The sequence below is a fragment of the Ligilactobacillus ruminis DSM 20403 = NBRC 102161 genome (assembly GCF_900113455.1).
In the GTDB taxonomy this organism is placed as follows: Bacteria; Bacillota; Bacilli; order Lactobacillales; family Lactobacillaceae; genus Ligilactobacillus; species Ligilactobacillus ruminis.
This window is the reverse complement of record NZ_FOPI01000029.1, coordinates 1-26,012: the sequence shown is the minus strand read 5'-3', so window position 1 is coordinate 26,012 and position 26,012 is coordinate 1. Positions and strand designations below refer to the sequence as shown.

General features: G+C 43.8%; 29 protein-coding genes. 9 read left to right on the top strand and 20 right to left on the bottom strand.

What is annotated here, in order from left to right; all coding sequences use genetic code 11:
• Positions 1-173: 173 nt before the first annotated feature.
• Together galU and map are read right to left on the bottom strand one after the other, a co-directional pair.
• A complete protein-coding gene (gene galU, locus BMZ95_RS08515; protein WP_046922385.1) occupies positions 174-1,058 on the bottom strand; it encodes a UTP--glucose-1-phosphate uridylyltransferase GalU in 885 nt (294 codons plus the stop codon).
• 144 nt (positions 1,059-1,202) lie between these two features.
• Positions 1,203-1,994 carry a type I methionyl aminopeptidase gene (gene map / locus BMZ95_RS08510; protein WP_003692652.1) on the bottom strand — a complete coding sequence of 264 codons (792 nt, stop codon included), beginning with the start codon at positions 1,992-1,994 and terminating at the stop codon, positions 1,203-1,205.
• Positions 1,995-2,164: 170 nt separating this feature from the next.
• Between map and BMZ95_RS08505 the strand changes: the two genes are divergently transcribed.
• A complete protein-coding gene (locus BMZ95_RS08505; protein WP_046922386.1) occupies positions 2,165-2,620 on the top strand; it encodes a flavodoxin in 456 nt (151 codons plus the stop codon).
• A gap of 42 nt (positions 2,621-2,662) precedes the next feature.
• Here the strand turns inward: BMZ95_RS08505 and BMZ95_RS08500 are convergent, their stop codons facing one another.
• Both BMZ95_RS08500 and wecB read right to left on the bottom strand, forming a co-directional pair.
• Positions 2,663-5,518: a YfhO family protein gene (locus BMZ95_RS08500; RefSeq protein ID WP_046922387.1), complete on the bottom strand. Its 2,856-nt coding sequence runs from the start codon at positions 5,516-5,518 to the stop codon at positions 2,663-2,665.
• A gap of 140 nt (positions 5,519-5,658) precedes the next feature.
• Positions 5,659-6,795, bottom strand: a complete 1,137-nt coding sequence (wecB, locus tag BMZ95_RS08495) for a non-hydrolyzing UDP-N-acetylglucosamine 2-epimerase (protein ID WP_046922388.1) — start codon at positions 6,793-6,795, stop codon at positions 5,659-5,661.
• A gap of 126 nt (positions 6,796-6,921) precedes the next feature.
• Between wecB and BMZ95_RS08490 the strand changes: the two genes are divergently transcribed.
• The 3 genes from BMZ95_RS08490 to BMZ95_RS11710 all read left to right on the top strand — a co-directional run bounded on the left by BMZ95_RS08490 (position 6,922) and on the right by BMZ95_RS11710 (position 9,107).
• Positions 6,922-8,154 carry an aminopeptidase gene (locus BMZ95_RS08490; protein WP_046922389.1) on the top strand — a complete coding sequence of 411 codons (1,233 nt, stop codon included), beginning with the start codon at positions 6,922-6,924 and terminating at the stop codon, positions 8,152-8,154.
• A gap of 226 nt (positions 8,155-8,380) precedes the next feature.
• On the top strand, positions 8,381-8,974 hold the full coding sequence (locus BMZ95_RS08485; RefSeq protein ID WP_263851307.1) for a transposase: 594 nt from the start codon (positions 8,381-8,383) through the stop codon (positions 8,972-8,974).
• Complete coding sequence (locus tag BMZ95_RS11710) at positions 8,958-9,107, top strand: transposase (protein ID WP_085423222.1); 150 nt, start codon at positions 8,958-8,960, stop codon at positions 9,105-9,107. The genes BMZ95_RS08485 and BMZ95_RS11710 overlap by 17 nt, the downstream gene beginning before the upstream one ends.
• 550 nt (positions 9,108-9,657) lie before the next feature.
• On the opposite strand, the gene murB is transcribed toward BMZ95_RS11710, so the two are convergent.
• The 13 genes from murB to hisJ form a co-directional block, all read right to left on the bottom strand.
• Positions 9,658-10,563: a UDP-N-acetylmuramate dehydrogenase gene (murB, locus tag BMZ95_RS08480; RefSeq protein ID WP_046920753.1), complete on the bottom strand. Its 906-nt coding sequence runs from the start codon at positions 10,561-10,563 to the stop codon at positions 9,658-9,660.
• Between the two features lie 66 nt (positions 10,564-10,629).
• Complete coding sequence (locus BMZ95_RS08475) at positions 10,630-11,175, bottom strand: GNAT family N-acetyltransferase (RefSeq protein WP_014073191.1); 546 nt, start codon at positions 11,173-11,175, stop codon at positions 10,630-10,632.
• Positions 11,172-12,254 (bottom strand): histidinol-phosphate transaminase, encoded by a 1,083-nt coding sequence (gene hisC / locus BMZ95_RS08470; protein ID WP_046922275.1) that lies wholly within the window; start codon positions 12,252-12,254, stop codon positions 11,172-11,174. The genes BMZ95_RS08475 and hisC overlap by 4 nt, the downstream gene beginning before the upstream one ends.
• Before the next feature lie 18 nt (positions 12,255-12,272).
• Positions 12,273-12,593, bottom strand: coding sequence for a phosphoribosyl-ATP diphosphatase (gene hisE, locus BMZ95_RS08465; RefSeq protein WP_003692639.1), 321 nt, complete (start codon positions 12,591-12,593; stop codon positions 12,273-12,275).
• 3 nt (positions 12,594-12,596) lie between these two features.
• Entirely contained in the window at positions 12,597-12,914 is a 318-nt protein-coding gene (gene hisI / locus BMZ95_RS08460) for a phosphoribosyl-AMP cyclohydrolase (protein WP_003692638.1), read from the bottom strand.
• Complete coding sequence (gene hisF / locus BMZ95_RS08455; protein ID WP_046922276.1) at positions 12,911-13,672, bottom strand: imidazole glycerol phosphate synthase subunit HisF; 762 nt, start codon at positions 13,670-13,672, stop codon at positions 12,911-12,913. Before hisF ends, hisI begins: the two co-directional genes overlap by 4 nt.
• On the bottom strand, positions 13,662-14,387 hold the full coding sequence (gene hisA / locus BMZ95_RS08450; protein WP_046922277.1) for a 1-(5-phosphoribosyl)-5-[(5-phosphoribosylamino)methylideneamino]imidazole-4-carboxamide isomerase: 726 nt from the start codon (positions 14,385-14,387) through the stop codon (positions 13,662-13,664). The genes hisF and hisA overlap by 11 nt, the downstream gene beginning before the upstream one ends.
• The gene (gene hisH / locus BMZ95_RS08445; protein ID WP_014073187.1) at positions 14,387-14,998 is read right to left on the bottom strand and encodes an imidazole glycerol phosphate synthase subunit HisH; all 612 of its coding nucleotides are present in this window, start codon (positions 14,996-14,998) and stop codon (positions 14,387-14,389) included. The genes hisA and hisH overlap by 1 nt, the downstream gene beginning before the upstream one ends.
• Positions 14,998-15,582, bottom strand: a complete 585-nt coding sequence (gene hisB / locus BMZ95_RS08440) for an imidazoleglycerol-phosphate dehydratase HisB (RefSeq protein ID WP_014073186.1) — start codon at positions 15,580-15,582, stop codon at positions 14,998-15,000. The genes hisH and hisB overlap by 1 nt, the downstream gene beginning before the upstream one ends.
• Complete coding sequence (hisD, locus tag BMZ95_RS08435; protein ID WP_046922278.1) at positions 15,582-16,871, bottom strand: histidinol dehydrogenase; 1,290 nt, start codon at positions 16,869-16,871, stop codon at positions 15,582-15,584. The genes hisB and hisD overlap by 1 nt, the downstream gene beginning before the upstream one ends.
• Positions 16,868-17,500 (bottom strand): ATP phosphoribosyltransferase, encoded by a 633-nt coding sequence (gene hisG, locus BMZ95_RS08430; RefSeq protein ID WP_039123124.1) that lies wholly within the window; start codon positions 17,498-17,500, stop codon positions 16,868-16,870. Before hisG ends, hisD begins: the two co-directional genes overlap by 4 nt.
• The gene (locus BMZ95_RS08425) at positions 17,497-18,642 is read right to left on the bottom strand and encodes an ATP phosphoribosyltransferase regulatory subunit (protein WP_046922279.1); all 1,146 of its coding nucleotides are present in this window, start codon (positions 18,640-18,642) and stop codon (positions 17,497-17,499) included. The genes hisG and BMZ95_RS08425 overlap by 4 nt, the downstream gene beginning before the upstream one ends.
• Positions 18,643-19,011: 369 nt before the next feature.
• Entirely contained in the window at positions 19,012-19,845 is an 834-nt protein-coding gene (gene hisJ, locus BMZ95_RS08415) for a histidinol-phosphatase HisJ (protein WP_014073182.1), read from the bottom strand.
• A 100-nt stretch (positions 19,846-19,945) separates the two neighbouring features.
• Between hisJ and BMZ95_RS08410 the strand changes: the two genes are divergently transcribed.
• Together BMZ95_RS08410 and BMZ95_RS08405 are read left to right on the top strand one after the other, a co-directional pair.
• On the top strand, positions 19,946-20,710 hold the full coding sequence (locus BMZ95_RS08410; RefSeq protein WP_014073181.1) for an exodeoxyribonuclease III: 765 nt from the start codon (positions 19,946-19,948) through the stop codon (positions 20,708-20,710).
• Positions 20,711-20,722: 12 nt separating this feature from the next.
• Complete coding sequence (locus BMZ95_RS08405; protein WP_003692617.1) at positions 20,723-21,265, top strand: 3'-5' exonuclease; 543 nt, start codon at positions 20,723-20,725, stop codon at positions 21,263-21,265.
• Positions 21,266-21,349: 84 nt separating this feature from the next.
• On the opposite strand, the gene tsaE is transcribed toward BMZ95_RS08405, so the two are convergent.
• The 3 genes from tsaE to BMZ95_RS08390 are packed head-to-tail and all read right to left on the bottom strand — an operon-like array spanning position 21,350 to position 23,516.
• Positions 21,350-21,805 (bottom strand): tRNA (adenosine(37)-N6)-threonylcarbamoyltransferase complex ATPase subunit type 1 TsaE, encoded by a 456-nt coding sequence (tsaE, locus tag BMZ95_RS08400; protein ID WP_046922281.1) that lies wholly within the window; start codon positions 21,803-21,805, stop codon positions 21,350-21,352.
• 4 nt (positions 21,806-21,809) lie between these two features.
• On the bottom strand, positions 21,810-22,787 hold the full coding sequence (gene pta, locus BMZ95_RS08395; protein ID WP_046922282.1) for a phosphate acetyltransferase: 978 nt from the start codon (positions 22,785-22,787) through the stop codon (positions 21,810-21,812).
• 39 nt (positions 22,788-22,826) lie between these two features.
• The gene (locus BMZ95_RS08390; protein WP_014073178.1) at positions 22,827-23,516 is read right to left on the bottom strand and encodes a uracil-DNA glycosylase; all 690 of its coding nucleotides are present in this window, start codon (positions 23,514-23,516) and stop codon (positions 22,827-22,829) included.
• Positions 23,517-23,694: 178 nt separating this feature from the next.
• Here BMZ95_RS08390 and BMZ95_RS08385 point away from each other — a divergent pair, with 178 nt between their 5' ends.
• Genes BMZ95_RS08385 through BMZ95_RS08375 form a run of 3 tightly spaced genes read left to right on the top strand, consistent with a single transcriptional unit; the run spans position 23,695 to position 25,720 of the window.
• Positions 23,695-24,564 carry a Cof-type HAD-IIB family hydrolase gene (locus tag BMZ95_RS08385; protein WP_046920767.1) on the top strand — a complete coding sequence of 290 codons (870 nt, stop codon included), beginning with the start codon at positions 23,695-23,697 and terminating at the stop codon, positions 24,562-24,564.
• 37 nt (positions 24,565-24,601) lie between these two features.
• Positions 24,602-25,123: an LURP-one-related/scramblase family protein gene (locus BMZ95_RS08380; RefSeq protein WP_046922283.1), complete on the top strand. Its 522-nt coding sequence runs from the start codon at positions 24,602-24,604 to the stop codon at positions 25,121-25,123.
• Positions 25,124-25,150: 27 nt separating this feature from the next.
• Positions 25,151-25,720, top strand: a complete 570-nt coding sequence (locus BMZ95_RS08375; RefSeq protein ID WP_046922284.1) for a GNAT family N-acetyltransferase — start codon at positions 25,151-25,153, stop codon at positions 25,718-25,720.
• Positions 25,721-26,012: the final 292 nt, after the last annotated feature.

Below are 26,012 nucleotides of genomic sequence, written 5' to 3'. Positions count from 1 at the left end.
CTGAAAGGTTCCGCCAACTTCTCCCATGGAACATCGATCTTACCTCATAAATAAGAAAATAAAAACGATGCATACGCAATAACCTGAGATAATAATACTATCTCGGGCTATTTGTGTACACACCGCTGTTTTAACGACCGCTTACGGACAAGCAGTCCTGACTCCAATATTCATTATTTAAGCGTCTTTGCAAGATCTTTGATATACTTTGCAAGATCATCTTTAACTTCCGGATGACGCAGTCCAAACTCGATTGATGTCTTCAAGTAGCCAAACTTGTAGCCGACATCATAACGTTCGCCTTTGAATTCATGTGCAAAAACACGCTGAATCTTATTAAGACGATCAATTGCATCCGTTAACTGAATCTCATTGCCTGCGCCCGGCTTTTGCGTTTCAAGCATGTCAAAAATTTCAGGCGTCAACAAATATCGACCGATGATTGCAAGATCAGACGGAGCCTTTTCAACAGGCGGCTTTTCAACGAAACGCTTAACGTCATACAGACCCGGACGAGTTTCTGACGTTGGATCAATAACACCGTACTTGGAAACTTCTTCATGCGGAACCTTCATGACTGCAAGCGTTGAAGCATGCGTTTCTTCATAGCGATCCATCAACTGCTTGGTCAAAGGAACCTTATCTTCCATGATATCATCACCAAGCATGACAACAAACGGTTCATCCCCAACGAAATCTTTAGACATCAAAACCGCATCGCCCAATCCGCGCGGATGAGATTGACGGATAAAGTACAAGTTGATGTCCGTCGTTTGCTGAACAAGTCGCAAAAGTTCCGTCTTGCCCTTTTCCTTAAGGTTTTGTTCCAGTTCAGGAACGGAATCGAAGTGATCTTCGATTGGACGCTTGCCCTTGCCGGTAACGACTAAAATATCTTCAATTCCTGATTTCTTAGCTTCTTCAACAATATATTGAATCGTCGGCTTATCAATAATAGGCAGCATTTCCTTAGCCAAAGCTTTTGTGGCCGGGAGAAAACGAGTTCCCAATCCTGCCGCAGGAATAACAGCCTTTCTTACTTTCTTTTGGTTTTTCATAGTGAACCCCTTTGCGAAACATTTAGGTTAATCCAATCACTAAAATTGACCACCTAGGCTACATTATACCAGTATATAATTTTTTTACAACATTTAACCATAAAAATTAAGTAATTACTTAAGAAAACGGATTAAATTAACTTACTAGAATTCGTATAAATAAGGAGCATCCAAAATCGGATCTTGAGACGTCAAAATCTTCGGTCCTTGTTTTGTGATTGCAATCGTGTGCTCATACTGGCATGACAGACTGCCATCAGCCGTTCTTGCGGTCCAACCGTTCGGGTCGTCCATTTCTGCTTCCCATCCTCCCATGTTGATCATGGGTTCAATCGTAATCGTCATTCCTTCGCGCAAACGCACGCCTTTGCCCGCTTCTCCATAATGCGGCACGTTCGGACTTTCATGCATCGTTGGTCCGATTCCGTGTCCGATAAATTCGCGCACGTCTCCATAACCGTTTACGTCTTCGGTATAATGCTGAATCGCAGCTCCGATATCTCCGATGCGATTTCCGACCTGGGCTTGTTCAATACCCAAATACAGAGCTTTTTTAGTTACTTCCATCAATCGATCGATTTCCGGTGTTGATTTGCCGACGACATAGCTCCAGCAAGAATCGCTCATTGCGCCATGATAGTTGACAACCGTGTCAACCTTAATCAGATCTCCGTCACGCAAGATCAGGTTCTTTCGTGGAAACCCATGGCAAATTTCATCGTTGACGCTGACGCACGTTGCGTATTTATAACCTTCAAATCCGATTTGTTCTGCAATTGCGCCATGTTCTTTGAAATACTTGCGCGCAAATTTTTCGATTTCCCAACTTGAAATTCCTGGTTTGATAATCTCGCGAAGTCCGATATGCATCCCGGCCAAAATCGCACCGGACTTGGCCATTTCCTCGATTTCGCGCGGTGATTTTAACGTGATCATTATAATTGCCTCCAAAAATTTTCTTAACTATTCTATTATAACGCATCAAAGCATTTCATAACGATTATTTTGCAATTTAATGCTCTAAGCAGTTTTTCAATAATATTACCATTCGTTTCTTCTTTTTTGATATAATAGGCTTGTCAATTTAAATGGAAGAGGGTTTTTACATGGCAACAGCAAAAGTTGTTTTTGCGACGATCACCGGCAATAATGAAGACGTTGCCGACATCATCGCTCAAGAACTTGAAAAAAAGGGCGTTGAGGTTTCAGTTGAAGAAATTTCCCAAGCAGATCCCGAAGACTTCGCTGACGTCGACATCTGCGTCGTTTGTCCGTACACTTATGACGAAGGAGCGCTTCCTGATGAAGGTCTTGATTTTTACGATGATCTTGAAGATGTCGATCTGACCGGCAAAATTTACGGCGTTGCTGGCTCCGGCGATACGTTCTATGGCGAATACTTCGGACTTGCAATTGACGAATTTGGCAAAAAGCTTGCCGCATCAGGCGCCGTTAAGGGTGCTGAAAACGTCAAAATCAATCTCGCTCCAGACAGCGAAGAAGACGTCCAAAAACTTGATGCCTTTGCCGATGCATTGGTTGAAGCATACAACAACAAATAAGCCGCATGAAAAAACTCCCCGATCAAAAATCAGGGAGTTTTTTCATTTTCTTTTTTTGAAGCGAAGATAATCGCACAAAGCTAATGCCAAAACGAAAACCAACGAAAGCTTCGTGATTAAAAGACCTTGCCTGAGACCCGGAATCCTGTATTTCAAAACGATATCAGACTTGCCGGAAGAAAGCCTGAGACCGACAAAAGCATGATTCGTTTTGATGACTTTAGCCTTGCGCCCGTTAACGGTTGCACTCCAGCCTTTCGAATAAGGAATCGAACTTGCAAGAATTCCATCCCGACTCGTTTTGATCGAACCCGACAGCATATTGCGCGAAAATTTCACATTCATCAGAGCATGACGCTGCAATTTTTTGACTTGAGATCTGTAATCTCCAGAAAGCGGTGTCGCAATCACTCTCAGTTCAAACCCGTAACTGCCGAGTTTCGTCGGTGAAAGCGTCAAAGAATCAGGCAGCTGTTTGGGAAAATACCCCAAATTGAGCGTGCCGTTCGTAACCTTCTTGAAAAACGACAAAGCGCTTTGATCAGGCTGAGAGATTTTTTCCGTTCCGTACGGTCCATCGACTTTCAACGCATAACTGATGTTAGGGGATCCTTGCAGCACATGATAGCGAAGATAGCGATAATAGTTCAGACTCTTGTTTTGTGCCAAAATTCCTTGCTCCGGATCGTTATCCTTTGCGCGTTGCTCAATCGAAACCTGCTTTTTAAGAGAATACGGAACATAGTTGATATCGTTGATTTCAACATGCAGTTCGCAGTTTTGATATTCTTCAGGATTTTGCAAAATGATTCGATACGTCTCGTTTTTGTCTCTTTTTTCAAAATCCAAAGCAGAAACCACGTTGCCGCGACTTGAAACAAGCGTATACGGAACGTCGAAAGATTTGTTTGAAATATCGGCATGACTCAGACCTGAAGCGTTTTTCTCCGACACGTAAACACCATCGGCAAGCGCCCTTTCTTTTGCGGAAATGCTGAGGTTTTCAGTGTCTTTTTGCGTCAAGACCTTATCTTGCCAATAAACGAGCGGAAACGCACATTCATTTTTATAACGCTGGGTCTGCGAATCAAGCTTTGAATTTCCGTTTGGATCGGTTATTCTTCGGGTCGTCTTGTCCAATACGAATCCGGCCGGAATCTTATCGGCATTAGGCTGATTGATTCTGACAAAGAGATAGCGAACGCCAAAGAAATCATTTAAAATCGTCCGGTCCGAAACTTGCCCTAACGGAATATTTGATTCATATTGCGTATTTTGCATCAACGTTGAAAAATTCCCCAAATCTTTATTTTGTAATGAATAGTATGAATTCAGCGAATAAAGCTTATCGTTTAAAGCATTATACATATGATAGTCAGAACCGAAGAAATAATTTTGGCTGAGCGTCGATACGCGGTAAAAGTCATTCTTTTCATCAAGATCTTGTTCAAGGCCGGCATAACGGTTTTCGCTCAGACGAACATAGGCACCGCTATCGAGCATTTCATTCGAATACCCCCCGTTGAACGGTGCTTCAAAATAGACCGCATTCAAGCAAACGTTTCCTAGAGATACAAAAAGCATCACCAAAGAACCTGACCTGATGTCAGCCGTATTGATCACGTAAATCACGGCCCAAAAAATTGCGAGAAAAATAATCGGGATAAAAATTCTCTCGTTGTTTTGGAAATAATAAGTCGATGTGATAACGGCAAGATATGCGACAAGCGCAATCGTAAACAATTTCAGCATCTTTTTTGACAATTGAGTGATGTTTTGGACCAAAATCGCACTGGCCAACCCGACCGGAAGACAAAGCATCAGAGTCCAACGATTTGACGGAGACATCATGCCGTTGAAAAACGCACCGCATGCGGGGATTAAAAGCATCACGAAAGAAAAGCCAAAAAGCGTTGCAAGCACCGGATACTTTCTTCTTTTGACCAAAATATAAATAATTGCAAAAAAGGCCAAGCTGCAAAAACCAAGCGCGCTCCAAAAATAAAAATCACGATTTCCGCCATTGATCAGCTGCGACGGTAATGCCAGATAATAATAAAGCGGATAAACTTTTAATCCGTTCGCAAAGTCGCTTGCAGAACGAGTCGAATGCATTACGGCATAGATTTCGGGAATCAGCATGAAAGCCGAAGTCAACAACGAAAGCACCGTTGCGCTTGCCAACTTGCATAATTTTCCAAAGATCTTTCCTGATTTTCGATAACTGATGAACCAACGCAAAGCCAAATAAACCATTGCGCCAAGACCCATGACGTACGCAAAATAAAAATTGCTGATCAGCATCCATGAAAAGACCAGATAAAGCGGCCAAAAAGATCCATCCTGCAGTACTTTTTCAATTGCCGTGATTATCAGCGGAAAAATAATGAACGGCAAAGTGAAAAACGGCTGCGCAACGTTTGAATAAAGCAAGTAGGCATTAAACAGATAAACCAGACTTCCGCAAAGAATCGCATGGTCTTTTAAGTCCTTAAAATGCGATACAAAAAAGACAAATGACAGTCCTGCGCAATACAGACGCAAAATAATCAAAAATTGATATGCAAAGACCATTTTTCCGACAGGGAACAACAACGTCAAATAGGCAAAAACATCACCTATCAAGTAATACGAATATACCGAAAAAGTATCGGTTCCAAGTCCCATATGCCATGACCACTGCTCAAACGGTTTGGTCGGGTCAGTTAAAAAATCTTTCAGTATCTGCCGGTATTGCTGCATGAGCGGCAAGTGCTGATTGGCACCGTCCAAATGCCAAATCAGCTCATGACCGGTCAAAAAATAAGTTCCATAGACAAAAACGGCGCAAATCAAAAAGATTAGGGTGAAGCTCAGATATAATCTGCGTCGCTGCTTTTTTTCGAATGTGAACTGCACAAGAAAACCTCCCTTAATCTCGCTTATAATTGTACCCTATATCAAGGAAGATAAGCAAAAATTTAAGGGAGGTTTAAGAATTTTATCGATGAGCATCAGGCATGAAATAGTGATGCGATTTACAATCCACGGGATCCGCCTTATACGAAGTCTTTTGGTCTGACATCCGTTCGTTTAAAATAATATGCGATCGCATCAAGAATTCGCTCACAAGCATGACCATCACCGTATGGATTCTTGGCGTTTGCCATTCGTTGGTATTCTTCTTCATCATCAAGCAGTCGAAGCATCTCTTTTTTGACGTTTTCTCCATTCGTCCCGACAAGTTTGAGCGTTCCGGCCAAAACTCCTTCAGGTCGTTCCGTTGTATCGCGCAAAACTAAAACCGGTTTATGCAATGCCGGGGCTTCTTCTTGAACTCCGCCTGAATCGGACATGATAAAACTGCTTTTTGCCTGCAGATTGTGGAAATCGACCACGTCAAGCGGGTCAATCAGATGAACATCTTTTACGTCATCAAAGACCTCATGGGCAGCTTCTTGAACTTTGGGACTCAAATGAACCGGGTAAACAACTTGCACGTCGTTTCTTTTCAAAACGACTTCCCTGATTGCTTCAAACGTTTCCTTCATTTTGCTGCCTTGATTTTCGCGGCGATGCATCGTCAAAAGAACCATTTTTTTCTGGGAATCCAAGTCATTGAAAATTTCATGCCGATAGTCATCTTTGATGGTTTCGTGCATGGCATCGATTGCAGTATTTCCCGTTACGTAAATTTGATCTGAAGGATGATTTTGCTTAAGCAGATTTTTCTTTGACAATTCCGTCGGCGCAAAGTAAATATCGCATAAATCATCTGTCATCTGTCGATTCATTTCTTCCGGAAACGGTGAATATTTGTTCCAGGTTCGAAGTCCGGCCTCAACGTGTCCCAAAGTTTTTTGATTATAAAAACCGGCCAAAGCTGCCGCAAAAGTCGTCGTCGTGTCTCCATGAACCAAAATAATATCCGGATCGGCTTTTTTGATGACGCCATCGATTTTAGTCAGCACGTCTGCCGTAATTTCCTGCAAAGTCTGTCCTTTGTGCATCAGATTCAAATCATAGTCAGGTTTAATTTTGAAAATTTCAAGCGCAGAATCAAGCATTTCGCGATGCTGTGCCGTAACCGTCGTGATTGCTTCAAAACGCTCGTCTGCTCTAAGAGCCAAAACAAGCGGAGCCATCTTGATTGCTTCCGGACGCGTTCCGAAAACAGTCATTACTTTAATCTTCATTTCAATTCCTCCGATAGTCTGTTAGATTAATTATAACAAAATTCGCCAATTGTTACTCTGTATTTTCAAAAAGAAGGCGTTTCATGGTAAAATTACTGTAATTCAAAATCCAGGGGAGGAACCCAAATGATTGAAAATTTCTCAGAAAAGCTCAAAAAATATGCCGAATTAATCGTTAAAGTCGGCGTCAACGTTCAAAAAGGCCAACCGGTCGTTCTTTATATTTCCGTTACTCAACAGGAACTTGCTCATTTGATTGTCGAAGAGGCCTATAGAGCCGGAGCATCTGAAGTCATGATTGAATGGAAAGATACTTTCTCAGAACGAGCATTCCTTAAGCATGCTTCGGAGGAAAGGCTTGAAAACGTCCCGGAATACATCGTTAAGAAAGGCAACTACATCGCAGAAAAAAAGGCAGCGCGTATTTCCGTCATGTCGGCCGATCCCGGTGCATATTCAGGAATCGATCAAAAGCGCATCGCAAAAAACCAGGCTGCTATGGGCAAAGCATTGAGACAAGTCAGAAAAGCAACGCAAAACAACGACTTGAGCTGGACGGTCGTTTCTGCTGCCGATCAGGCATGGGCAGAAAAAGTCTTTCCTGAAAAAAAAGGACAGGCAGCAATCGACGCCTTGTGGGAAGAAATTTTCAAAACGACTCGTATCGACAAATCAGATCCTGTCAAAGCATGGCACGAACATGATCAAAAACTTCACGAAAAATCAGACTGGCTGAACGAACAGCAATTTTCAGCCTTGCATTATGTTTCGCCCGTAACCGACATCACGATCGGTCTTCCGGAAAACCACGTCTGGGAAGGAGCCGGAAGCTTTACGCCGGAAGGCACCGAATTCATGGCCAACATGCCGACCGAAGAAGTCTTTACTGCCCCTGACTGCCGTCGAATCGACGGCTACGTGACGTCAACCAAACCTCTTTCTTACGCAGGCAACATTCTCGAAGACATGAAATTCACGTTTAAAGACGGAAAAATAGTTGAAGCAACGGCAAAAAAAGGGCAGGAAGTTTTGAAACACCTTTTGGAAACCGATGCCGGAGCAAAATCACTCGGTGAAGTTTCTCTCGTCCCTGATCCTTCACCGATTTCGCAATCAGGCATCATCTTCTTCAACACGTTGTTTGACGAAAATGCTTCTGATCACCTTGCTCTTGGAGCTTCTTATCCATTCAACGTTGCCGGAGGAACCAAGATGTCCGATGAAGAATTGCTTGATCACGGAATGAACGTCAGTCAAACCCACGTTGACTTCATGGTCGGATCAGCCGACATGGACATCGACGGCATCAAAAAGAACGGGACCATCGTTCCCGTCTTCAGAAACGGAGACTGGGCATAGTAAAAGTTTGCAATAAAAGAGGTTAAGAAAAAACGATGCCTCAAATTGAAAAACCGGATGATTTGCAATCAATTGCAAATCTGATCCGGTTTTTTTGCGTATGCAGGATGATTGCCTTCCATGATGAAAATAACCAAAAATAGTTTGTCGCGCTGATTTATCAGGCGCTGCATTCGGCACGGGAGAGAATCTCTGCTTTGATGAATTCCGTTCCGTGAACAGCACCATGTCATTCATCTGCTGCGACGCTGAAGGAAGTCATGACATCGTGGCTATTCTTGAAAACAGATTGACGAAGACAATCAGGGAGCACTTCATGAACCGCTACACGAACCGGGAAAGAGCTGCGGTGAAATCCGTAGTTGTCGACCTGAATGCCCAGTACATCAAGTTCATCAAGGTATTGTTTCCGAATGCCCGGATCATCATCGACCGCTTCCACATCGTACAGCTGGTCGGAAGAGCGCTGGGCAATGCAAGGATAAGCCTGATGAAGAAGATGAACGACTGCCACTGCAGGGAATACAAGATACTGAAGGCACACTGGCGTCTGTTTCACAAGAATTCCGCTGACCTTGAAGCTGCCAGGTCGGTTTATTTACGGGGAGTCAGTGAATACATGACGCAACAGAATGCCCTTGACCTGATTGTCAAAAATCACCCGCAGTTTGAAAAGGTCTACGATGCGTATCAGGATGTATTCAATGCACTGAAGAAAAAAACAGGGAGAGGCTCATTGATGTTCTGGAAAATTACCGTCGTTCGGGTCAGAACACACAGCCATCTCCACCTTGAAGAAGAACATGACAGCTGTTCTTAACAGCGTCGAGTATGATTTCTCCAACGGTCCGGTTGAAGGAATAAACCGCAGAATCAAGAGTCTGAAACGCAGTTGCTTTGGATTCAGGAATCTTGATAACTTCAGGAAACGCATTGCGCTGATTAGAAGCTGACGCTGGAAGTGTTTTTGAGACAGCCTCTCTGAATACACTTCCTCCAGCCGTAGTTTCCGGCGGGTAAGCATTGTGATGTCAACCGCAACCGGGCAAAGTCGTGGAGCGCGCGGCAGAGACAAGGTGTTGAACCGTGCGCTTAGCCTGCGAGCGCCAGGCCTGCTCGAACGCCAGCAGGCGAGCCTGCCAAGTGAGAGTACCTGGGCGGAACGGGCTGCGAGGTGAAACCCAGTTAGGTCGCAGCGCGTTCGAGCTTTGCGAATCAACGGCAGGAATTCATACATGAATCCACGCCATCGGAAACGCAAGCGGTGTTGATACGTAACTGTACCAATTTGAAAAAACACAGGAGAAACCGATGGGAAAAAAACTCCACTCCATTTCTGAAGTGAAGTTTTCGAGGTCATCAACACCATTTGACAAAGACCCTTTTATTCATTGGAAATTAGAAATGCCGGACAAAATCAGTCGACTTGCGATTTCCTTTGTTCGGCATTTAATTTATTTAAAGAGGAAAACGGGACTATTTTACCAACCTCTTTTATATATCTCAATCTTTTCCGATAATTCTGACCTCTGTTTCCAGTCTTACGCCAAATTTTTCAAAAACGACGTCCTGAACGTGCTTGATGACGTTTTGATAATCAGTTGCCGTAGCATTGCCAACATTGACGATAAAACCGGCATGCTTTTTTGAAACTTGCGCACCACCGATCGTAAACCCTTGGAGATTTGCATCATGTACAAGCTTGCCGGTATAGTGTCCGACCGGACGTTTAAAGACGCTGCCGCAGGAAGGATATTCAAGCGGTTGTTTGGAGGCACGAAGAAAACTCAGCTCTTCCATGCGCGCATGAATTTTTTCCTTGTCGCCGTGCTTAAGCAAAAACGTTGCCTCAAGCACGATATCGTCTTCGTCTTGCAGCCGACTGTGACGATAGCCGAAATCAAGCTCTGCATTTTTATAAGTCCTGATTTCGCCGGAACGAGTCAGAACCGTCACCGATTCGGCAATATCTTTGATTTCACCGTCATATGCCCCGGCATTCATGAAAATTGCGCCACCGACGGATCCCGGAATTCCGGATGCAAATTCAAAACCGGTCAGGCCTGCCTCATACGCAGCCTGCGTTGCATCAATCAAAGCAGCTCCGGCCATTGCAACCACTTTGTCCCCGTCGATTCTGACGGAATCCATCTTCGTCAAAATCATGACGACGCCGGAGATGCCGCCGTCCTTGACAATCAAATTGCTTGCATTGCCGATAACGGTCAGGTCAAGGCCGTTTTCTTTAGTGAAAAGAACTGTTTTTCTGGCTTCTTCAATGCTTGTCGGGAATACGGCAAAATCTGCCGGACCGCCAGTCCGCGTATTGGTATATTTGCAGAGCGGCTCGTTTGGCTTAACGATGATTCCTTTCAACTCTTGCATGATTTTCGTTTCAATATTGTCCATTTAAAATGCTTCCTTTTGCTAAATTACACTTGCCATTTTAACATGGATTGCATTCAGAAACCAACCTCAAAGAATTTTGACCATCGAAATCTCATCGCAAAAACTGCCGTCTTTCATCAAGTAAGCATTCGGCATGCGTCCGACCGCAATGAATCCTTGTCGCTCATAAAGACTGATTGCCCGCTTATTTTCTGACATGACGGTCAATTCGAGCTGTTTGGCACCGTTTTTTTCAGAAAATGCAGTCATGCCTTGCATCAAAGCAGTTCCAAGCCCCATCCCCCAGAATTCCTTTTTGACTGCAACGGAAACGGTTGCGCGATGACGGCTCTTTTTTTTATTGCGAAAAACGACCTGACCCATGCCGATGACTTTTCCGTTTGATTTGGCGACAATAAACAAAGAATTTTTTGAACGTTCCGAAACTCGCAAAAAGCGCCAGATTTCGCCCGGAGAACTTGCTTCGTCTGCTTGTTTTGACAAGAATTCCGTTTCTTCGGTCACCGTTTTAAAGAAATCGGCAACCTCGTTCGCCTCGCTTGAAAATGCAGGTCTGATCGTTACATGCTGATTGTTTTTTAAAAAGATGTTAACCGTTTCAAAATCAATCATTGCTTCCTCTTTTCATTGTGATACTGCAAAATAAGTCGCATCAATTCAGCGTTTTCCTTCTTCTTGCCGATCGTGACTCGAAGCCAGTCCTTGCGCAGACCGCGACGAACCTGATAACCATGCTTTAAAAGATATTCAGCGAGCTTTTCCGCATCTTCAAACTTAAAGAAGACAAAATTTGCTTGACTTTTGAAATAAAAAATGTCGTTTTCTTCGAAAAATTTTTCCAGCTTCTCACGTTCGCGCGCATTTTTTCCCGCGCACTTTTCAACGAATTCCTGATCGGAAAGCGCCGCCAGTGCCGCCGTTTGAGACAACGAATTCAGATTATACGGACATCTGACCGTTTGCAAAACGTTTCCTGGTTCGCTCGACATCACGATATATCCGACACGATAGTTTGCCAGACCATAAATTTTCGAAAAAGTTCTCATAACGGCTGCATTGTCGTATTTTGAAAGCAAAACGATTGCCGTTTGGTTTCCATCGGCAAATTCAATATAAGCTTCATCTATCAAGACGATAACGTCTTTTGGAACTTTGGCCAAAAAAGCATCAATTTCTTCAACCGGGTTGAGTGCACCGGTCGGGTTGTTCGGATTGCAGATCCAAATCATTTTGGTTTTATCCGTCATTTCTGAAAGCATGGCTTCAAAATCCGTCTTGCCGGTTTCTTCACTGCATTTTGCATGCTTGACGACTGCGCCTTCAATCAAAGCATTGAGTTCATATTCAGAAAAAGTCGGATCGGAAACGATGACCTCGTCTTCTTGATCAAGAAACGTCCGTGACAAAATTGCAATAATTTCATCCAGACCGACGCCTAAAATCAGTTGGCTTTCCTTGCAACCGATATGCTTCGCAATTGCCGTTCTTAATTTTTGCGCATATCCGTCCGGATAACGATTGCTTTCGGAAAAATTCCAGTTCTTGACGGCTTCTTCAACTTTTTTTGAAGTTCCGTAAGGATTCTCATTTGCCGAAAGTCGATAAACCTTTTTCAGATCATACTTCTTTTTGACCTCATCAAGCGAAGCTTCCGGAACGTAAGCGCATAGGTTCTTAAGATTTTCACGCATCGAAAAACTCCTTTCCGACTACAAGTCTTTAATTTCCGGACGATCCTTCGTTTTGCTCATTAAACCGACTCTGCTTCCGAGTTCTTCTTTGATTTCGTCAAAAGAAACGCCTTGTTCAACCAGCAAAACCATCAAATGATATAAGAGATCGGCCGTTTCGTAACGCAGTTCGCTTTTGTCCGGATTCTTGGCTGCAACAATGACTTCAGTCGACTCTTCGCCGACTTTTTTCAAAATCTTGTCCAATCCCTTCGTAAATAAATAATCCGTATAAGAACCCGGTTTGGGATTTTCCTTGCGCTCTACAACAGATTGATATAATTCGTCCAAATCTTGCATAAATTACTCCTCCATTTCAACTTCATTGAAAAAGCACGTTTCATGTCCGGTATGACATGCGGGACCGGCAGGAATCACGCTGACAAGCAGCGTGTCGAAATCGCAATCAAGCGTCATCGAAACGACTTCCTGCGTATTTCCGCTTTCTTCGCCCTTATGCCAAAGTTTTTGGCGAGAACGTGACCAAAACCATGTCTGGTGCGTTTTTTTCGTCAATGCATAGCTTTCCTCATTCATCCAGGCCACCATCAAAACCTTGTTCGTTCTGGCATCGCAAACAACGGTTGTCAGCAGCCCGCTTTTGTCAAATACAGGTTTCATCGTCTGACGTTCACCCCGTTTTCTTCAAGATACTTTTTGAGTTCTTCGATTTTAAGTTCGCCGAAGTGAAAAAGCGAAGCTGCCAAAGCACCTGTTACGGGCGTTTTTTGAAAAACGTCCAAAAAATCTTCCTTTTTGCCTGCACCTCCTGATGCAATGATCGGAACATGAACAGCCTCGCCGATTTGCTGATAAAGGTCAATATCAAATCCTTGTTTCGTCCCGTCGCAGTCCATGCTCGTAACGAGCAATTCTCCGGCACCGAGCTCAACGGCTTTTTTGGCCCATTTTATGGCATCAAGTCCGGTATTTTCAGTTCCGCCCTTTGAATAGACCTGATACCGTCCCGTTCCGACGTCTTTTTTGACGTCAATCGCACAAACGATGCACTGGCTTCCAAAACGCTCGGCTCCATCCGTTATCAATTCAGGATCATTGATTGCGGCCGAGTTGAGCGAAATTTTGTCGGCACCGCTTTGCAAAAGCTCATGCATTGCCTCTTCGGATTTGATGCCGCCGCCAACGGTCAGAGGCATGAAGACTTGCTTTGAAACTTCTTCAACCGTTTCAGCCATTGTTTTTCTTTGATCAAGCGTTGCCGTAATGTCCAAAAAAACCAGCTCGTCAGCTCCTTGAAGTTCATATTCCGCAGCAATTTCAACCGGAGAACCAACATCAACAAGATTTTTAAAGTTGATTCCTTTTTTGACCTTGCCATGATCGACGTCAAGACATGGAATGATTCTTTTAGCGAGCATGACGGTTCACCTCCGAAAGTTCTTCAAGCGTCACCCTTCCTGCTGCCAACGCTTTGCCGACGATGATTTCGCGAACCCCACAAAAGAGCAGCTTTTTGACGTCAGCCAACCCGCTGATGCCACCGGATGCAGTAATTACGGCATTCGGAAATTTTTTTTTCAAATTGCGATAAAGATCAATGTTTGGTCCTGCCAAAGTTCCATCCTTTGAAGTGTCGGTCACGATAAAATACTTGGCACCGATTGCTTCCATTTCTTTCATCAGCTCTTCAAGCGTTACTTCGGTTTTTTCAAGCCATCCGTTGACGGCAACCTTGTCGTTCGTTCCGTCGATTCCGATCGCAATTTTTTCTTCACCGAATTTTTGCAAGGCATTCTTGACAAGTTCAGGATCAGTAACGGCAACGGAACCAAGAATTACTCGATCAATTCCGATTTCAAGACAGGCCGAAATATCTTCAAGCGTCCTGATTCCGCCGCCAAGTTCAATATATCCTTCGAAATTTCGTCGAATCTTTCTGACCGTTTCCGTATTGACCGGATGCTTGGCTTTGGCTCCGTCCAAATCGACGAGATGCAAAGCATTAAGTCCCGCTTCATCAATTGCTTTTGCCTGTTCTTCCGGAACCTGCGCCACCAGCATCTGCTTTGCGTAATCTCCTTGATAAAGCCTTACGCTGTGACCATCTTTAAGATCAATTGCCGGTATAATCATCACTCATCCACCCTTTCTATGAAACGTTCAAGCATTTCCAAACCCTTTTCCCCGCTTTTTTCAGGGTGAAATTGCATCCCGTAAACATTCTTGAACTCTACGCAAGAAGGTACCTTGACACCGTAATTGGTGTACGAAACAACATATTGCTGATCACATTTTGCATAATAGGAATGAACAAAATAAGTATAGCTTCCGTCTAAAACGTCTGCAAAAATACTTTGTTCATTGTTGACGACGTTTTGATTCCAGCCCATCTGCGGAACCAGCAGATCAATATCCTTCGGAAACGCTTCGACTCTTCCCGGAATCAAATGAAGACCTTCATGAACTCCGAATTCGTCCGATTCATCAAACAAAAGCTGCATCCCAAGACAAATACCAAGCAACGGCTTGCCTGCCTTGGCTTCTTCATATAAAACCTGGTTCAGCCGTCTTTTTTTTAATTCATCCATGGCACTGCCAAATGCGCCCACGCCAGGCAAAATGATTCCGTCAGCTTGACGAATCGTTGTCGGAGAAGAACTTGCCGAAACTTCTTCGTCCAAATAACGAAAAGCCTTCAAAACATTGGCAAGATTTCCTGCGCCATAGTCAACCGCAACAATCATCAGATAACCCCCTTTGTCGAATTCACTCCTTTGATTTCAGGATTGATTTCAACCGCCTGACGCATTGCCCTTGCCCATGCTTTGAACAATGCCTCAATTTTGTGATGAGTATTGCGCCCGTATATCACGTTGGCATGCAGATTCATCTCTGCAGAAAACGCTACGGCCTGAAAGAAATCCTCAACTATTTCGGTTTCAAAGTTCCCGAGCCTTTGATTTTCAAGATCCGCGTTAAATACAAGGTATGACCGACCGCTGAGGTCTATCGTTACCTGTGCCAATGTCTCATCCATCGGCACGATTGCATTTCCGTAACGTTCAATCTGAGCCTTGTCTCCCAATGCCTGTTTAAAGCATTCTCCGATTACGATTCCGGTATCTTCAACGGTATGGTGACAGTCAACGTCCAGGTCGCCAACTGCCTTTACTTTAAGCCCGAAACGACCATGTTTGGCAAAAAGAGTCAGCATGTGATCAAAAAAACCGATACCGGTATCGATTTCTGAGGGAAACTGCTCATCAAGATTCAAAAGCACCTCAATCGTCGTTTCTTTCGTCATTCGCTTGATGTTTGCTTTTCTCATCAAAAATCCTCCTTCCCGAAGCGGCTTTCAACAGCTCTCGCATGCGCTTCAAGTCCTTCTTCCCTGGCCAGCGTCGTAATCGCCTCAACATCGGATTCCAAAGCATCTTTTGAAAATTGGACGAATGAAGTTCGCTTGACGAAATCATAAACGCCGAGCGGAGAAGAAAAGCGTGCAGTCCCGCCGGTCGGCAAAACGTGGTTTGGTCCGGCTACGTAATCGCCCAAAGGCTCTGAAGCGTATTTGCCCAAGAAGACGGACCCTGCATTTTTTATCAAAGGAAGATACTGGGTCGGATTTTCAAGATTGACTTCCAAGTGTTCCGGAGCAACCTCGTTCATCAGATCAAACATTTCCTCTTTATCGTCCATGACTGCGATAAAGCCCCTGTCTTCGATTGATTGGCGAGCGATTTTTTCTTTCGGAAGCGTCCGCAATTGAATCTCGACTTCTCTTGAGACGCCTTCTGCCAACTTTTTCGAATCTGTAATCAGCATTGCACGCGCACGCGGATCGTGTTCTGCTTGCGACAGCAGATCTGCCGCAATCTGTTTGGCGTTTGCCGAATCGTCTGCCAAAATGCCAATTTCAGACGGCCCGGCAACCATATCAATTGCCACCGTGCCAAAGACCTTCTTCTTGGCAACGGCAACAAAAATATTGCCGGGTCCGATGATTTTATCGACCTTCGGTATCGATTGCGTTCCAAATGCCAGCGCGGCGATTGCTTGAGCACCGCCAATCTGATAAACTTCGTCGACTCCTGCCAGTTTGGCTGCTGCCAAAACGGCCGTTGAAATACCGTCTTTTTGTGGCGGAGTCACCATGACGACTTTTTTGACACCAGCAATCTTAGCCGGCAAAGCCGACATCAGAATTGTCGAAGGGTACGCTGCTCGACCTCCGGGAACGTATAAGCCGACGCTTTCAAGCGGCGTCACCTTTTGGCCGCGCATGATTCCTTTCGTGCCAAGATCAACGAAGCCTTTTTCGATTTCCAACTTGTGGAAACTGACAATGTTCTGCTTCGCAAGCTCCATTGCGTTTTTCAATTTATCGTCAATCGAATCATATGCTTTATTCAATGCTTCTTTTGGAACCCTGAAATCGTTTATTTTCACCCCGTCGAATTTTTCGCTGTATTTTCTTAACGCATCGTCCTGACTGACTCGAACGTCTTTCAAAATATCATCGACTGCCCTTTCGATTTCAGGATCGCTCGTCTGTTTCGTATATGTTGAAACGATTTTTTTCATTTCGTTTAAATTTTTGTTTTCGTAAATTTTCATTCAAATCCCCCGCAAACGTTTTCCAACGCATCAACCAACTCAAAAATTTCATGTTTCTTTTGCTTAAGCGAAATTGGATTGGCCACGAGCCTGGTTGAAATCGGTCCAAGTTCCGCATATATTTCCAAATTATTTTCCTTGAGCGTCGTTCCGGTTTCCGTCAAATCCACGATCGCATCCGCCAATCCGACCAATGGCGCCAATTCGACGGACCCTTCAATTTTGACGATTTCAACGTCTTCTCCGATTGATTCGAAATAGCGCTGCGTAATGTTCGGATACTTTGTTCCGATCACCTTGCGCCTTTCTTCTTTTGGATCAAAGCTTGACGTCGAAGCCAAAATGAAACGACATTTGCCGACGTTCAAGTCAAGCAACTGATTTTCGGTTCGTCCCTGCTCTTCCAAAATGTCGCTGCCAACAATTCCGATGTCGCAGGCCCCGTTCGTCAGATACGTCATAACGTCAGGGCCTTTTGCCAGAACGAACTGGTACTTGTCGGCAACGCTGACAATCAGCCTGCGTTTCTTGTTCAAAAGGCCGCTGCAATCGACCCCGCTTTTTTCAAGCAGCGGAATTACTTGTTTTTCGGTTCTTCCCTTGGTCAAAGCAATTTTCAGCAACGTCATCCCTCCTTTGTCAAATCAATCAACCCGCTGCCAAGTCTTTTGGCCTCTGCCATTGCCTCTTCCAACGTATCCGAAAGACTAAGCTGCAGGGAATCGCTGTTTTTCACCAGATCCATCGCTTGCTTGAGCTGTTCTTTTTCAAAATACACCAAAGTCGGCAACGTTTTTGTCCGTGGCAGCCTTTCCTTCAAAAGTTCGGACAGAAACGAAAGCTCGATTCCCATTCCGACTGCCGGTTCCGGTTCCTCTTGAAAGCTCTCAAGCATCCGATCGTATCTGCCGCCGCTGATGACGTTTCTCGAAGCGTTCGGCAAATATCCTTTAAAAACGATTCCCGTATAATACGGCTGCGGGCCCGGAGCGCTCAAATCAAGATTTGCCTTGTGTCCTCCCAAAACTTCGCAGGCCTTGGCAATTTCAAAAACTTCATTCAGACTATGTTCGATCGTTTCAGGAATTTCCAGCTTTTTGAGACTTGTTTCGACTTCTTCAACACTCCCGAACAATCTTGGCCACGCTTTAAAAAAATGGTAGCTTCGATTCGATCTGAACGGTTCGATCAGTTTGAAATAAAGCGGAAGTTTCTTCTCAAACAATGCTTCCTTGATGGCAAGCGTTTTTTCTTCATCAATGCTCAAAACCTTAAGTGCCTCATCAGCCAGTTTAGCATGTCCTAGTTCAAGATTTAATCTTCCGCCAAGAAAAGTTCGATTAAGTTCGCTTAAAAGTTCTAAACACTCAAGCTCTGCCTTTTTTGATGCATATCCGACAAGTTCGACTCCCAACTGATAAGCCTGATCACACAAACCTGACAAATCGCGATTTTTACGGTAAAGATCCCCGATGTAAAAAAACTTCGCCGGCAGCTTGACATTTTGAGTCGATAAAAATCGAGCAACAGGCAAAGTCATATCAGGTCTGATTACAAGTTCCCTGCTGTCTCTTGCGCCCAATCGATACATTTTTTGATTCGGCATTCGGTAATCTTCAAAAAGTTCAAAATACTCGAGCAATGGCGTTTTGATCTGTGAAAATCCGCGCTCATGCAATCTTTTGATCATCCAAAAAGAAACTTTGTTTTCAATTGACAATTGTTCGTCCAGCTCATCACCTAACCCTGGCGGCAAACGAAATTTTTTCACTCGGATTCCTTCCCTTCTTTTTTATGTAAAAAAAAACCGACATCCTAAAAAGGACATCGGAGGACGTTTTATCGTGGTTCCACCCCGTTTCATCCGCATTTCGCAATACGAACCTCATGTTGAACGAGTCAACAGCGATAACGGAACTAACCGGATAAAACTACTACAGTTCAATATTAATGGTTCATTTCATCAGCTCGCAGGCGTGTACGCTGCCACGAGCGGTCTGTTCACAGCTTCCAAGACTCTCTTAACGCTCTTTCTGACAGTTTTCTCCTGGTCATTACAATTAATTAAAATTCAATTAGGAATTAATTTACAATTAATAATAAACATTTATGCTTCAAAAGTCAATAAAAATCCTGAAAATTATTGAGCCAGACTTGAAAAAAGATGATAGCCTTGACCAACGGCATCGATTTCGTGCGCATCCGATCCGTAGATCAACGGAATCTGCATCTTTTTGGCCAAAGAAAGCACCTGAATTCCCGGATAAAACTCATTGCAATACGGCTTGTACATTCCGGCAAGATTAAAGTCAAGCTGTCTTTTAGTTTGCTTGATTTCTTTTAAAATCTCTTCGATAAGCAGCATGTTGCGTTCATCAAACTTTTCAGGAAATGAAAAATAATCTTGATATTTTTTAATTAAACTCATATGTCCGATTCTTTTCGGAGCATATTCTCCCAAATCGGCTTCGATTGAATCTTTGACGAGCATTAAATATCGATGATATATTTCTTGGGGATCATCCAACAACTCTTTTACGCCGGCTTCCAAATCTTCAGGTGAAAAATCGATGCAGTGGAATTTATTTTCTGAATTTTGAATAAAATGAACCGACAAAATTCCCGTATCGCAACGCGGGCCGTATTCATCAAGGAATTTTTTGATTTCGGATTCAAATCCTGGCAAATAATCCGTTTCAAATCCAATATGAACGTTGATTTTTCCTTTGAATCGTTCTTTTAAACATTCGGCATGCTCAAAATACTCTTCGAGCTGATCAAAACCAAGCGATGCAGTCTCATACCCTTCCCTTGGTCCTTCATATGACGTTTCAAAACCCGCCGGAAGCGGTGCATGTTCCGTAATGCAATAATCAGTAAACCCTAATCTGATTGCCTTTTCAATCATTTTTTCAGTTTTTTCTCCACTTCCGTGCGCACACAGCTGCGTATGCGTATGTCCGTCCATTTTCATCTGCTGCACCTCGCTTTTTTCGATAATTATATCCATCCAAGTGCTTAGCGTCAACAAATTTGTTATAATGAACACATCAAAAACAAGGGACTGAGATCAGATGAATTTTGTTTCATGGAACGTCAACGGCCTAAGAGCCGTACTCAAAAAAAATTTTAGCGAAGTCTTTGAAAAACTTGATGCCGATTTCTTTTGCATCCAGGAAACCAAATTGCAGGAGGGACAAGTCGAACTGGATTTGCCAGGATATCATCAATATTGGAATTACGCTGAACGCAAGGGATACTCGGGAACGGCAATTTTTACGAAACACGAACCTCAATCGGTCAGCTACGGAATCCAAAACAGCGAATTCGATCATGAAGGCCGAGTTATCACTTTGGAATATGCAAGTTTTTATCTTGTCTGCTGCTACTCGCCAAATTCGCAGCCAAAACTCAAACGCCTTGATTTTCGGATGGGCTTTGAAGATGCCTTCTTAAATTATCTCAATGCTTTAAAAGAGAAAAAACCGGTCATCATGTGCGGTGATCTGAACGTTGCGCATGAAGAAATCGATTTGAAAAACCCAAAAACAAATCATAAGAATGCCGGCTTTTCAAATGAAGAACGCTCCTGTATGACGCGACTTTTGGAAAACGGATATCTTGACACGTTTCGGTTCTTCCATCCTGATGAAACAGGCATCTACTCATGGTGGAGCTATCGTTTCAATGCCAGAAAAAACAATGCCGGGTGGCGCATCGATTATTTCATCGTTTCAGAATCGCTGAAGGATTCGTTGGAAAATGCAGAGATTCTGACAGACATCATGGGCTCGGACCATTGTCCCGTCTTGCTTGAAACGGCTGATTTGAAAATTTAAAGGAAGGGAAATATGAATTTTGTTGCATTTGACTTTGAAACGGCAAATGCTAAACGAAACAGTGCCTGTTCTTTAGCATTGACGGTCGTTCAAAACAATCAGATCGTTGATGAGCTCTACTCGCTCATCAATCCAAAAACCAATTTTGATTATCGAAATATCGCCATTCATGGAATCAAACCTCAAATGGTTGCCGATTCTCCGGATTTTTCCGAACTGTGGCCTCATATCGAAAGCTTTTTTACGCCTGAATCGCTCGTCGTTGCGCATAATGCCCCTTTCGACTGCAGCGTGCTGACGCGCACGTTGGAAAAATACGGGATAGCTGCCCCTCATTTTAACGTCATCGATACCGTCAAGACAAGCAAGCAATTCTATGATTTCCAAGACAATAAGCTTGATACCCTCTGTCAAAATCTTGACATTGACCTCGCACATCACCACAATGCCTTGGATGACAGTCAGGCATGTGCCAAAATTTTGCTTTCTCAACTTCAAAATTTTGGATCTGATACATTGAAATCATTTATTTACAAATACCCGCGAAAACGATAAGATTAAATTCGCTAAAAAATCCGGACTGCGTGCTGACGCAATCCGGATTTTTCCGTTATGGACTTTTACAACATGCTTGATGTTCTACTCAAAAATCTTCAACATCTCTTCATAGCGTTTTCCACGGGGTTCAAAGACTAACGTTCGCTTATCGTCATCCGTTTCATCTTTGATAAAATGAACGATCAAAAAGTCTTTCGGCAAATCATCTTCAACAAACTGCGACCATTCAACAACGCTTACTCCGTCACCGTTGAAATACTCTTCAAGGCCAAGATCATCTCCGCCCGTTTCTTCAAGCCGATACACATCCATATGGTAAAGGGGCAAACGACCTTCGTGATATTCGCGAATCAATGTGAAAGTCGGACTTTTGACGTTTTTCCTAATGCCGAGTCCGCGCGCCAACCCCTTTGTAAACGTTGTCTTTCCGGCTCCAAGATCACCGTCAAGCAAAATGACGTCGCCGGCATGGAGCGCTTTGGCAAGTTTTTCAGCGACTTTTTGGGTAAGCTCTGCATTTGATACGGAAAACTGCATGATCTTAGTCCCCCAGCGTTTGCGCTGCCGTGATCAAAGCAACCTTATAAACGTCTTCTTCGGAGCATCCGCGCGAAAGATCGGAAACAGGCGCATTCAAGCCTTGAAGAATCGGTCCGACCGCTTCGAAATTGCCCAAACGCTGCGCAATCTTGTAGCCGATGTTTCCTGACTGCAGTTCAGGAAAGACAAAAACGTTTGCGCTGCCGGCAACTTTTGAGTCTCTAGCTTTCTTTTCCGCAACGCTTTTGACAAATGCAGCGTCAAATTGGAGTTCGCCGTCGATTTGTTCATCAGGAGCAATTTCCTTAGCAAGCTTGGTTGCTTCTTGAACCTTTGTTACCTCATCCGATTTTGCAGAGCCCATCGTTGAAAAACTGAGCAGCGCAACGCGCGGATCAATATCGAACAAACGCGCAGATCTTGCGCTTTGAACGGCAATTTCTGCCAGTTCTTCAGCATTAGGATTGATGTTAATCGCACAATCAGCAAAATAATAGCGCTCATCCCCGCGACTCATGATGAATGCACCGCTCGTCCGACTGACGCCTGGCTTCGTTTTAATAATCTGAAGCGCAGGACGGACCGTGTCTCCCGTTGGATGAATGGCACCGGAAACGAGTCCGTCGGCATTTCCCATGTAGACCATCATCGTTCCGAAATAATTGACGTCTTTCAGCATCTTTCGTGCCTGTTCTTCAGTATTCTTTCCCTTGCGTCGCTCGACGAAAGCTGCCACCATCTTTTCAAATTCTTCCGAAGGATACTTGTCAGGATCGATTACTTCGATGCTTTCCGGCAAAGCCTGTCCATTATTCGAATCTTCGACCGTTGCTTTTGCTCCAAGAATGATTGGCTTGATCATGCCGTCATTTGCCAAACGAACCGCTGCTTTAACAATGCGTTCGTCGTTTCCTTCAGGAAAAACGATTTTGATGTTCTTGCCAGAAATCTTATTTTTCAAACTTTCAAATAAATCCATACCATCTGCACCTCTGTTAATAAATTTTTGCTTTCCTGATTAAAGTTCATCAATCGTTTCAGGAAGCTGCCAATCAATTGGCTCCTCTCCCATTGCGATCAATGCCTGATTGGTCTTTGAAAACGGACGCGAGCCAAAAAAGCCGCGACTCGCCGACAAAGGACTTGGATGCGCCGATTTCAAAACAATATTTTTCGTCGTATCAATCAAACTGATTTTATCTTGTGCGGCACGTCCCCACAAAATAAAGACAACAGGTCCGGGACGACTTGACAATTTTTCGATTGCAGCATCCGTCAGCCTTTCCCATCCCTTGCCTTTATGCGAAAAAGCCTGTCCGTTTCTGACCGTTAAAACAGAATTTAGCATCAACACGCCTTGCTCGGCCCATTTTTTTAGATAACCGTGCTTGACCGGCTTGATTCCAAGATCGCTTTCCAGCTCTTTGTAGATATTGCGCAATGACGGTGGAATATCTACGCCCGGAAAAACCGAAAAGCTCAATCCGTGCGCCTGATTTGGTCCATGATACGGGTCCTGTCCCAAAATGACCACTTTAACGTCTGAAAACGGGGTCAATTCAAAAGCCTCAAAAATATGATACATGTCCGGATAAATCGTATGACTCAAATACTCGTTCTTTAAAAAGGCATGCAACTTTGCATAATAATCAGATTCAAACTCCGATTCCAGCACTTCTTGCCATTCGTTATGGATAATTGTTTTCAATTTCAGCACCTCGCTTTTATTTTATCACAATGTTAACCTATTCACATATGTTTTCGCTTACATTTCAATTTTCATTTCATCCTTGGAAAATTATTGATTTTTATCCGCTCTTAATCGTTTTTCACGCGTTTTCATGTTAAAATTATAGTGATAGACAAATAAAGTGAGGTTAATTTCAATGGTTCAAATCATCGCATCTGACATGGACGGAACTTTGTTGAATGACGAAATGGTCATTTCACCAGGCAACGCCGCAGCAATCAAACATGCACAGTCTCTTGGCGTGCACTTTGTCGTTTCTTCAGGGCGCTCCCTTGAAGAAATCAAGCCATTGATTCAGGCTGCCGACATTACCTGTCCTATGATCACGCTAAACGGTGCAATCGTCTTGGATGAAAATGCCAAAATGATCAGCGCCGCCCCGATTCCTGATACGGTTGCCAAAAAAATTATTGTTTCCTTGCATAAAAAGGGACTTTACTTTGAAGTAATTACTGACAAGGGCGTTTGCTCCGATGATAAAGCTAAGCGAATCGAAAACTTTGCGGAACTTCTCGCAAGCATCAGTCCCGATACTTCTTATAAATTGGCCGTTACGCTTGCATCAGCTCGAATGGAACTGATGAACATCAACTATGTCGACAATTATATGGATCTCGTCGATGATCCGCATACAATGATTTGCAAAATCGTTGTTTTCAGTCAAGAAGGCATGAAAGTTCTCGGTCCTATCAAAGATGAGCTTTCAAAGGACAAGAATCTTGTCATCACCTCATCCGGTTCTCGCAACATCGAAATCAACCACGTTAATGCTCAAAAGGGCGTAGCGCTTGCTGCATTTGCCGACAGTCTCAACATTCCAATGGACAACGTGATGGCTATCGGAGACAACAACAATGATGCTTCGATGATCAAGGCCGCCGGCATCAGCTATGCCGTCGGAAACGCAACCGATGAAATCAAAATGCTTGCCAAGCATCTGACGGTCAACAACACCGAAGATGGCGTCGGCAAAGCAATTGAAGAAGTATTGGCAACCCAAAATTAGTCAAATCTTTCGATAAAAGAATCGAGGTGAGTTTCAAGTGCGCAAATTATATTCGCATCGCAATCGCCTGTCAACTCGTGGAACAACGACGATTACGGATGAAAACGGCTCAAATGTCTATCTTATCAACGGCCGTTGGGGGATGCACGCCGGCGTCATGTCGGTCTACTCTTCATCTAATTTGCTTGAAGCCGAAATCAAGCAACGCTCACTTGGAATGCTGCCAAAGTTTGATTTATACAAAAAACGCAAGTATGCCGGCTCGATTCGCCGATATTACGGTGTCAGTCGAGAAATGCTGTTCGTGAAAAAGCTCAACTGGCTGATCATGGGCAACCTTTCGACTTACAATTACCGCGTTTTTCATGGTCGAGAATGCATCATGACCATCAACGAGGTCCAATTGGCAAGCGGAGATTATCTTGAATTCACCATTTCCCATGAAGAAGATGAGGCATTGCTTCTTTGCATCGCTTCAATTCTTGATTATTGGGCCAAAACCGGGACGAAGGCGCGCAATCGGCGATTCGGCTGCGGCAGAAAACTTGCATTTGACTAAAGCATTAGAGAGAAAGGAACTTACAATTTGATAATCCGTCAAGCAGAAGAAGACGACGCCCAGCAGATAATGGCACTGTTCCATATTATTTTAAAAGAAATGGAGGTGCCTTTGCTGAAACAAGCCGATGACAAAAAACTTTGCAAAGCGTTGGAGCGTTCTTTCGAAACTCCTGAGTGTCGCAAAACGCTTGCGCAAATTATCGTCGCAGACGTTAGCGGAAAAGTGGCGGGAATCGCATTTGGCTATCCAAATGAAAACGAGCACAAAGTCGATTCTCTTTTATGCCGCTTCTTTCCTTCCGTTGGCCTTCAAAAGCGCGACAGCGTGTATGATCAGGATGATTCTGAGCTTCCTGACGAATGGTATCTTGATTCGTTGGTCGTTTCGCCCAAATACAGAGGGTGCGGCATCGGTACGGCCTTGCTTAAAGCATTGCCGAAAGTTGCGCACAAAAGAAACAAAGCCAGAATCGGCCTTGACGTCGACGTTAAAAATACCAAGGCTGAACACCTTTATCGTCATTTAGGCTTTAAGGGAAGTTCAACTTGCCTGATTGATTCTCATGAGTACAAACATTTGCAGATTGCCGTCTGACATCGATCGACTCGGATTAACAGCCGTATGCAAATTTACGGCTGTTTTATTTTACGATCAGAACGGGACCGTCGATGTTCATCGATTCCATGACAAAAGAGGCTGAGAAAAAAGGCCCGTGTCTCTCTTGAATTAAACGAAAAGCCGAACAAAGGCGGTCGATTTGCGACTGACTTTGTCCGGCCTTTTTAATTTCCGTAAGCGGTCGTTAAATAAGCGTTCTTCATAAACCTCCGATGTCTTGGTATGCTTTAAACATCAAGTATATCGGAGGTTTAAATATGAAATTGGA

Excerpts from the sequence above, each read along its gene's own strand:
- hisA (WP_046922277.1), bottom strand. The coding sequence starts at position 14,387 with ATGATTATACCGGCAATTGATCTTAAAGATGGTCACAGCGTAAGGCTT.
- hisD (WP_046922278.1), bottom strand. The coding sequence starts at position 16,871 with ATGAAAATTTACGAAAACAAAAATTTAAACGAAATGAAAAAAATCGTT.
- wecB (WP_046922388.1), bottom strand. The coding sequence starts at position 6,795 with ATGAAGATTAAAGTAATGACTGTTTTCGGAACGCGTCCGGAAGCAATC.
- hisH (WP_014073187.1), bottom strand. The coding sequence starts at position 14,998 with ATGATTGTTGCGGTTGACTATGGCGCAGGAAATCTTGCCAATGTTTTG.
- BMZ95_RS08410 (WP_014073181.1), top strand. The coding sequence starts at position 19,946 with ATGAATTTTGTTTCATGGAACGTCAACGGCCTAAGAGCCGTACTCAAA.
- map (WP_003692652.1), bottom strand. The coding sequence starts at position 1,994 with ATGATCACGTTAAAATCACCGCGCGAAATCGAGGAAATGGCCAAGTCC.
- hisF (WP_046922276.1), bottom strand. The coding sequence starts at position 13,672 with ATGCTCGCTAAAAGAATCATTCCATGTCTTGACGTCGATCATGGCAAG.
- BMZ95_RS08505 (WP_046922386.1), top strand. The coding sequence starts at position 2,165 with ATGGCAACAGCAAAAGTTGTTTTTGCGACGATCACCGGCAATAATGAA.
- tsaE (WP_046922281.1), bottom strand. The coding sequence starts at position 21,805 with ATGCAGTTTTCCGTATCAAATGCAGAGCTTACCCAAAAAGTCGCTGAA.
- hisI (WP_003692638.1), bottom strand. The coding sequence starts at position 12,914 with ATGAAACCTGTATTTGACAAAAGCGGGCTGCTGACAACCGTTGTTTGC.
- BMZ95_RS08405 (WP_003692617.1), top strand. The coding sequence starts at position 20,723 with ATGAATTTTGTTGCATTTGACTTTGAAACGGCAAATGCTAAACGAAAC.
- BMZ95_RS11710 (WP_085423222.1), top strand. The coding sequence starts at position 8,958 with ATGACAGCTGTTCTTAACAGCGTCGAGTATGATTTCTCCAACGGTCCG.
- pta (WP_046922282.1), bottom strand. The coding sequence starts at position 22,787 with ATGGATTTATTTGAAAGTTTGAAAAATAAGATTTCTGGCAAGAACATC.
- hisG (WP_039123124.1), bottom strand. The coding sequence starts at position 17,500 with ATGACGTTGCTGAAAATTGCTTTGACCAAGGGAAGAACCGAAAAACAA.
- hisC (WP_046922275.1), bottom strand. The coding sequence starts at position 12,254 with ATGCGTGAAAATCTTAAGAACCTATGCGCTTACGTTCCGGAAGCTTCG.
- BMZ95_RS08385 (WP_046920767.1), top strand. The coding sequence starts at position 23,695 with ATGGTTCAAATCATCGCATCTGACATGGACGGAACTTTGTTGAATGAC.
- hisB (WP_014073186.1), bottom strand. The coding sequence starts at position 15,582 with ATGAGAAAAGCAAACATCAAGCGAATGACGAAAGAAACGACGATTGAG.
- galU (WP_046922385.1), bottom strand. The coding sequence starts at position 1,058 with ATGAAAAACCAAAAGAAAGTAAGAAAGGCTGTTATTCCTGCGGCAGGA.
- hisJ (WP_014073182.1), bottom strand. The coding sequence starts at position 19,845 with ATGAAAATGGACGGACATACGCATACGCAGCTGTGTGCGCACGGAAGT.
- BMZ95_RS08485 (WP_263851307.1), top strand. The coding sequence starts at position 8,381 with ATGTCATTCATCTGCTGCGACGCTGAAGGAAGTCATGACATCGTGGCT.
- BMZ95_RS08490 (WP_046922389.1), top strand. The coding sequence starts at position 6,922 with ATGATTGAAAATTTCTCAGAAAAGCTCAAAAAATATGCCGAATTAATC.
- murB (WP_046920753.1), bottom strand. The coding sequence starts at position 10,563 with ATGGACAATATTGAAACGAAAATCATGCAAGAGTTGAAAGGAATCATC.
- hisE (WP_003692639.1), bottom strand. The coding sequence starts at position 12,593 with ATGCAAGATTTGGACGAATTATATCAATCTGTTGTAGAGCGCAAGGAA.
- BMZ95_RS08475 (WP_014073191.1), bottom strand. The coding sequence starts at position 11,175 with ATGATTGATTTTGAAACGGTTAACATCTTTTTAAAAAACAATCAGCAT.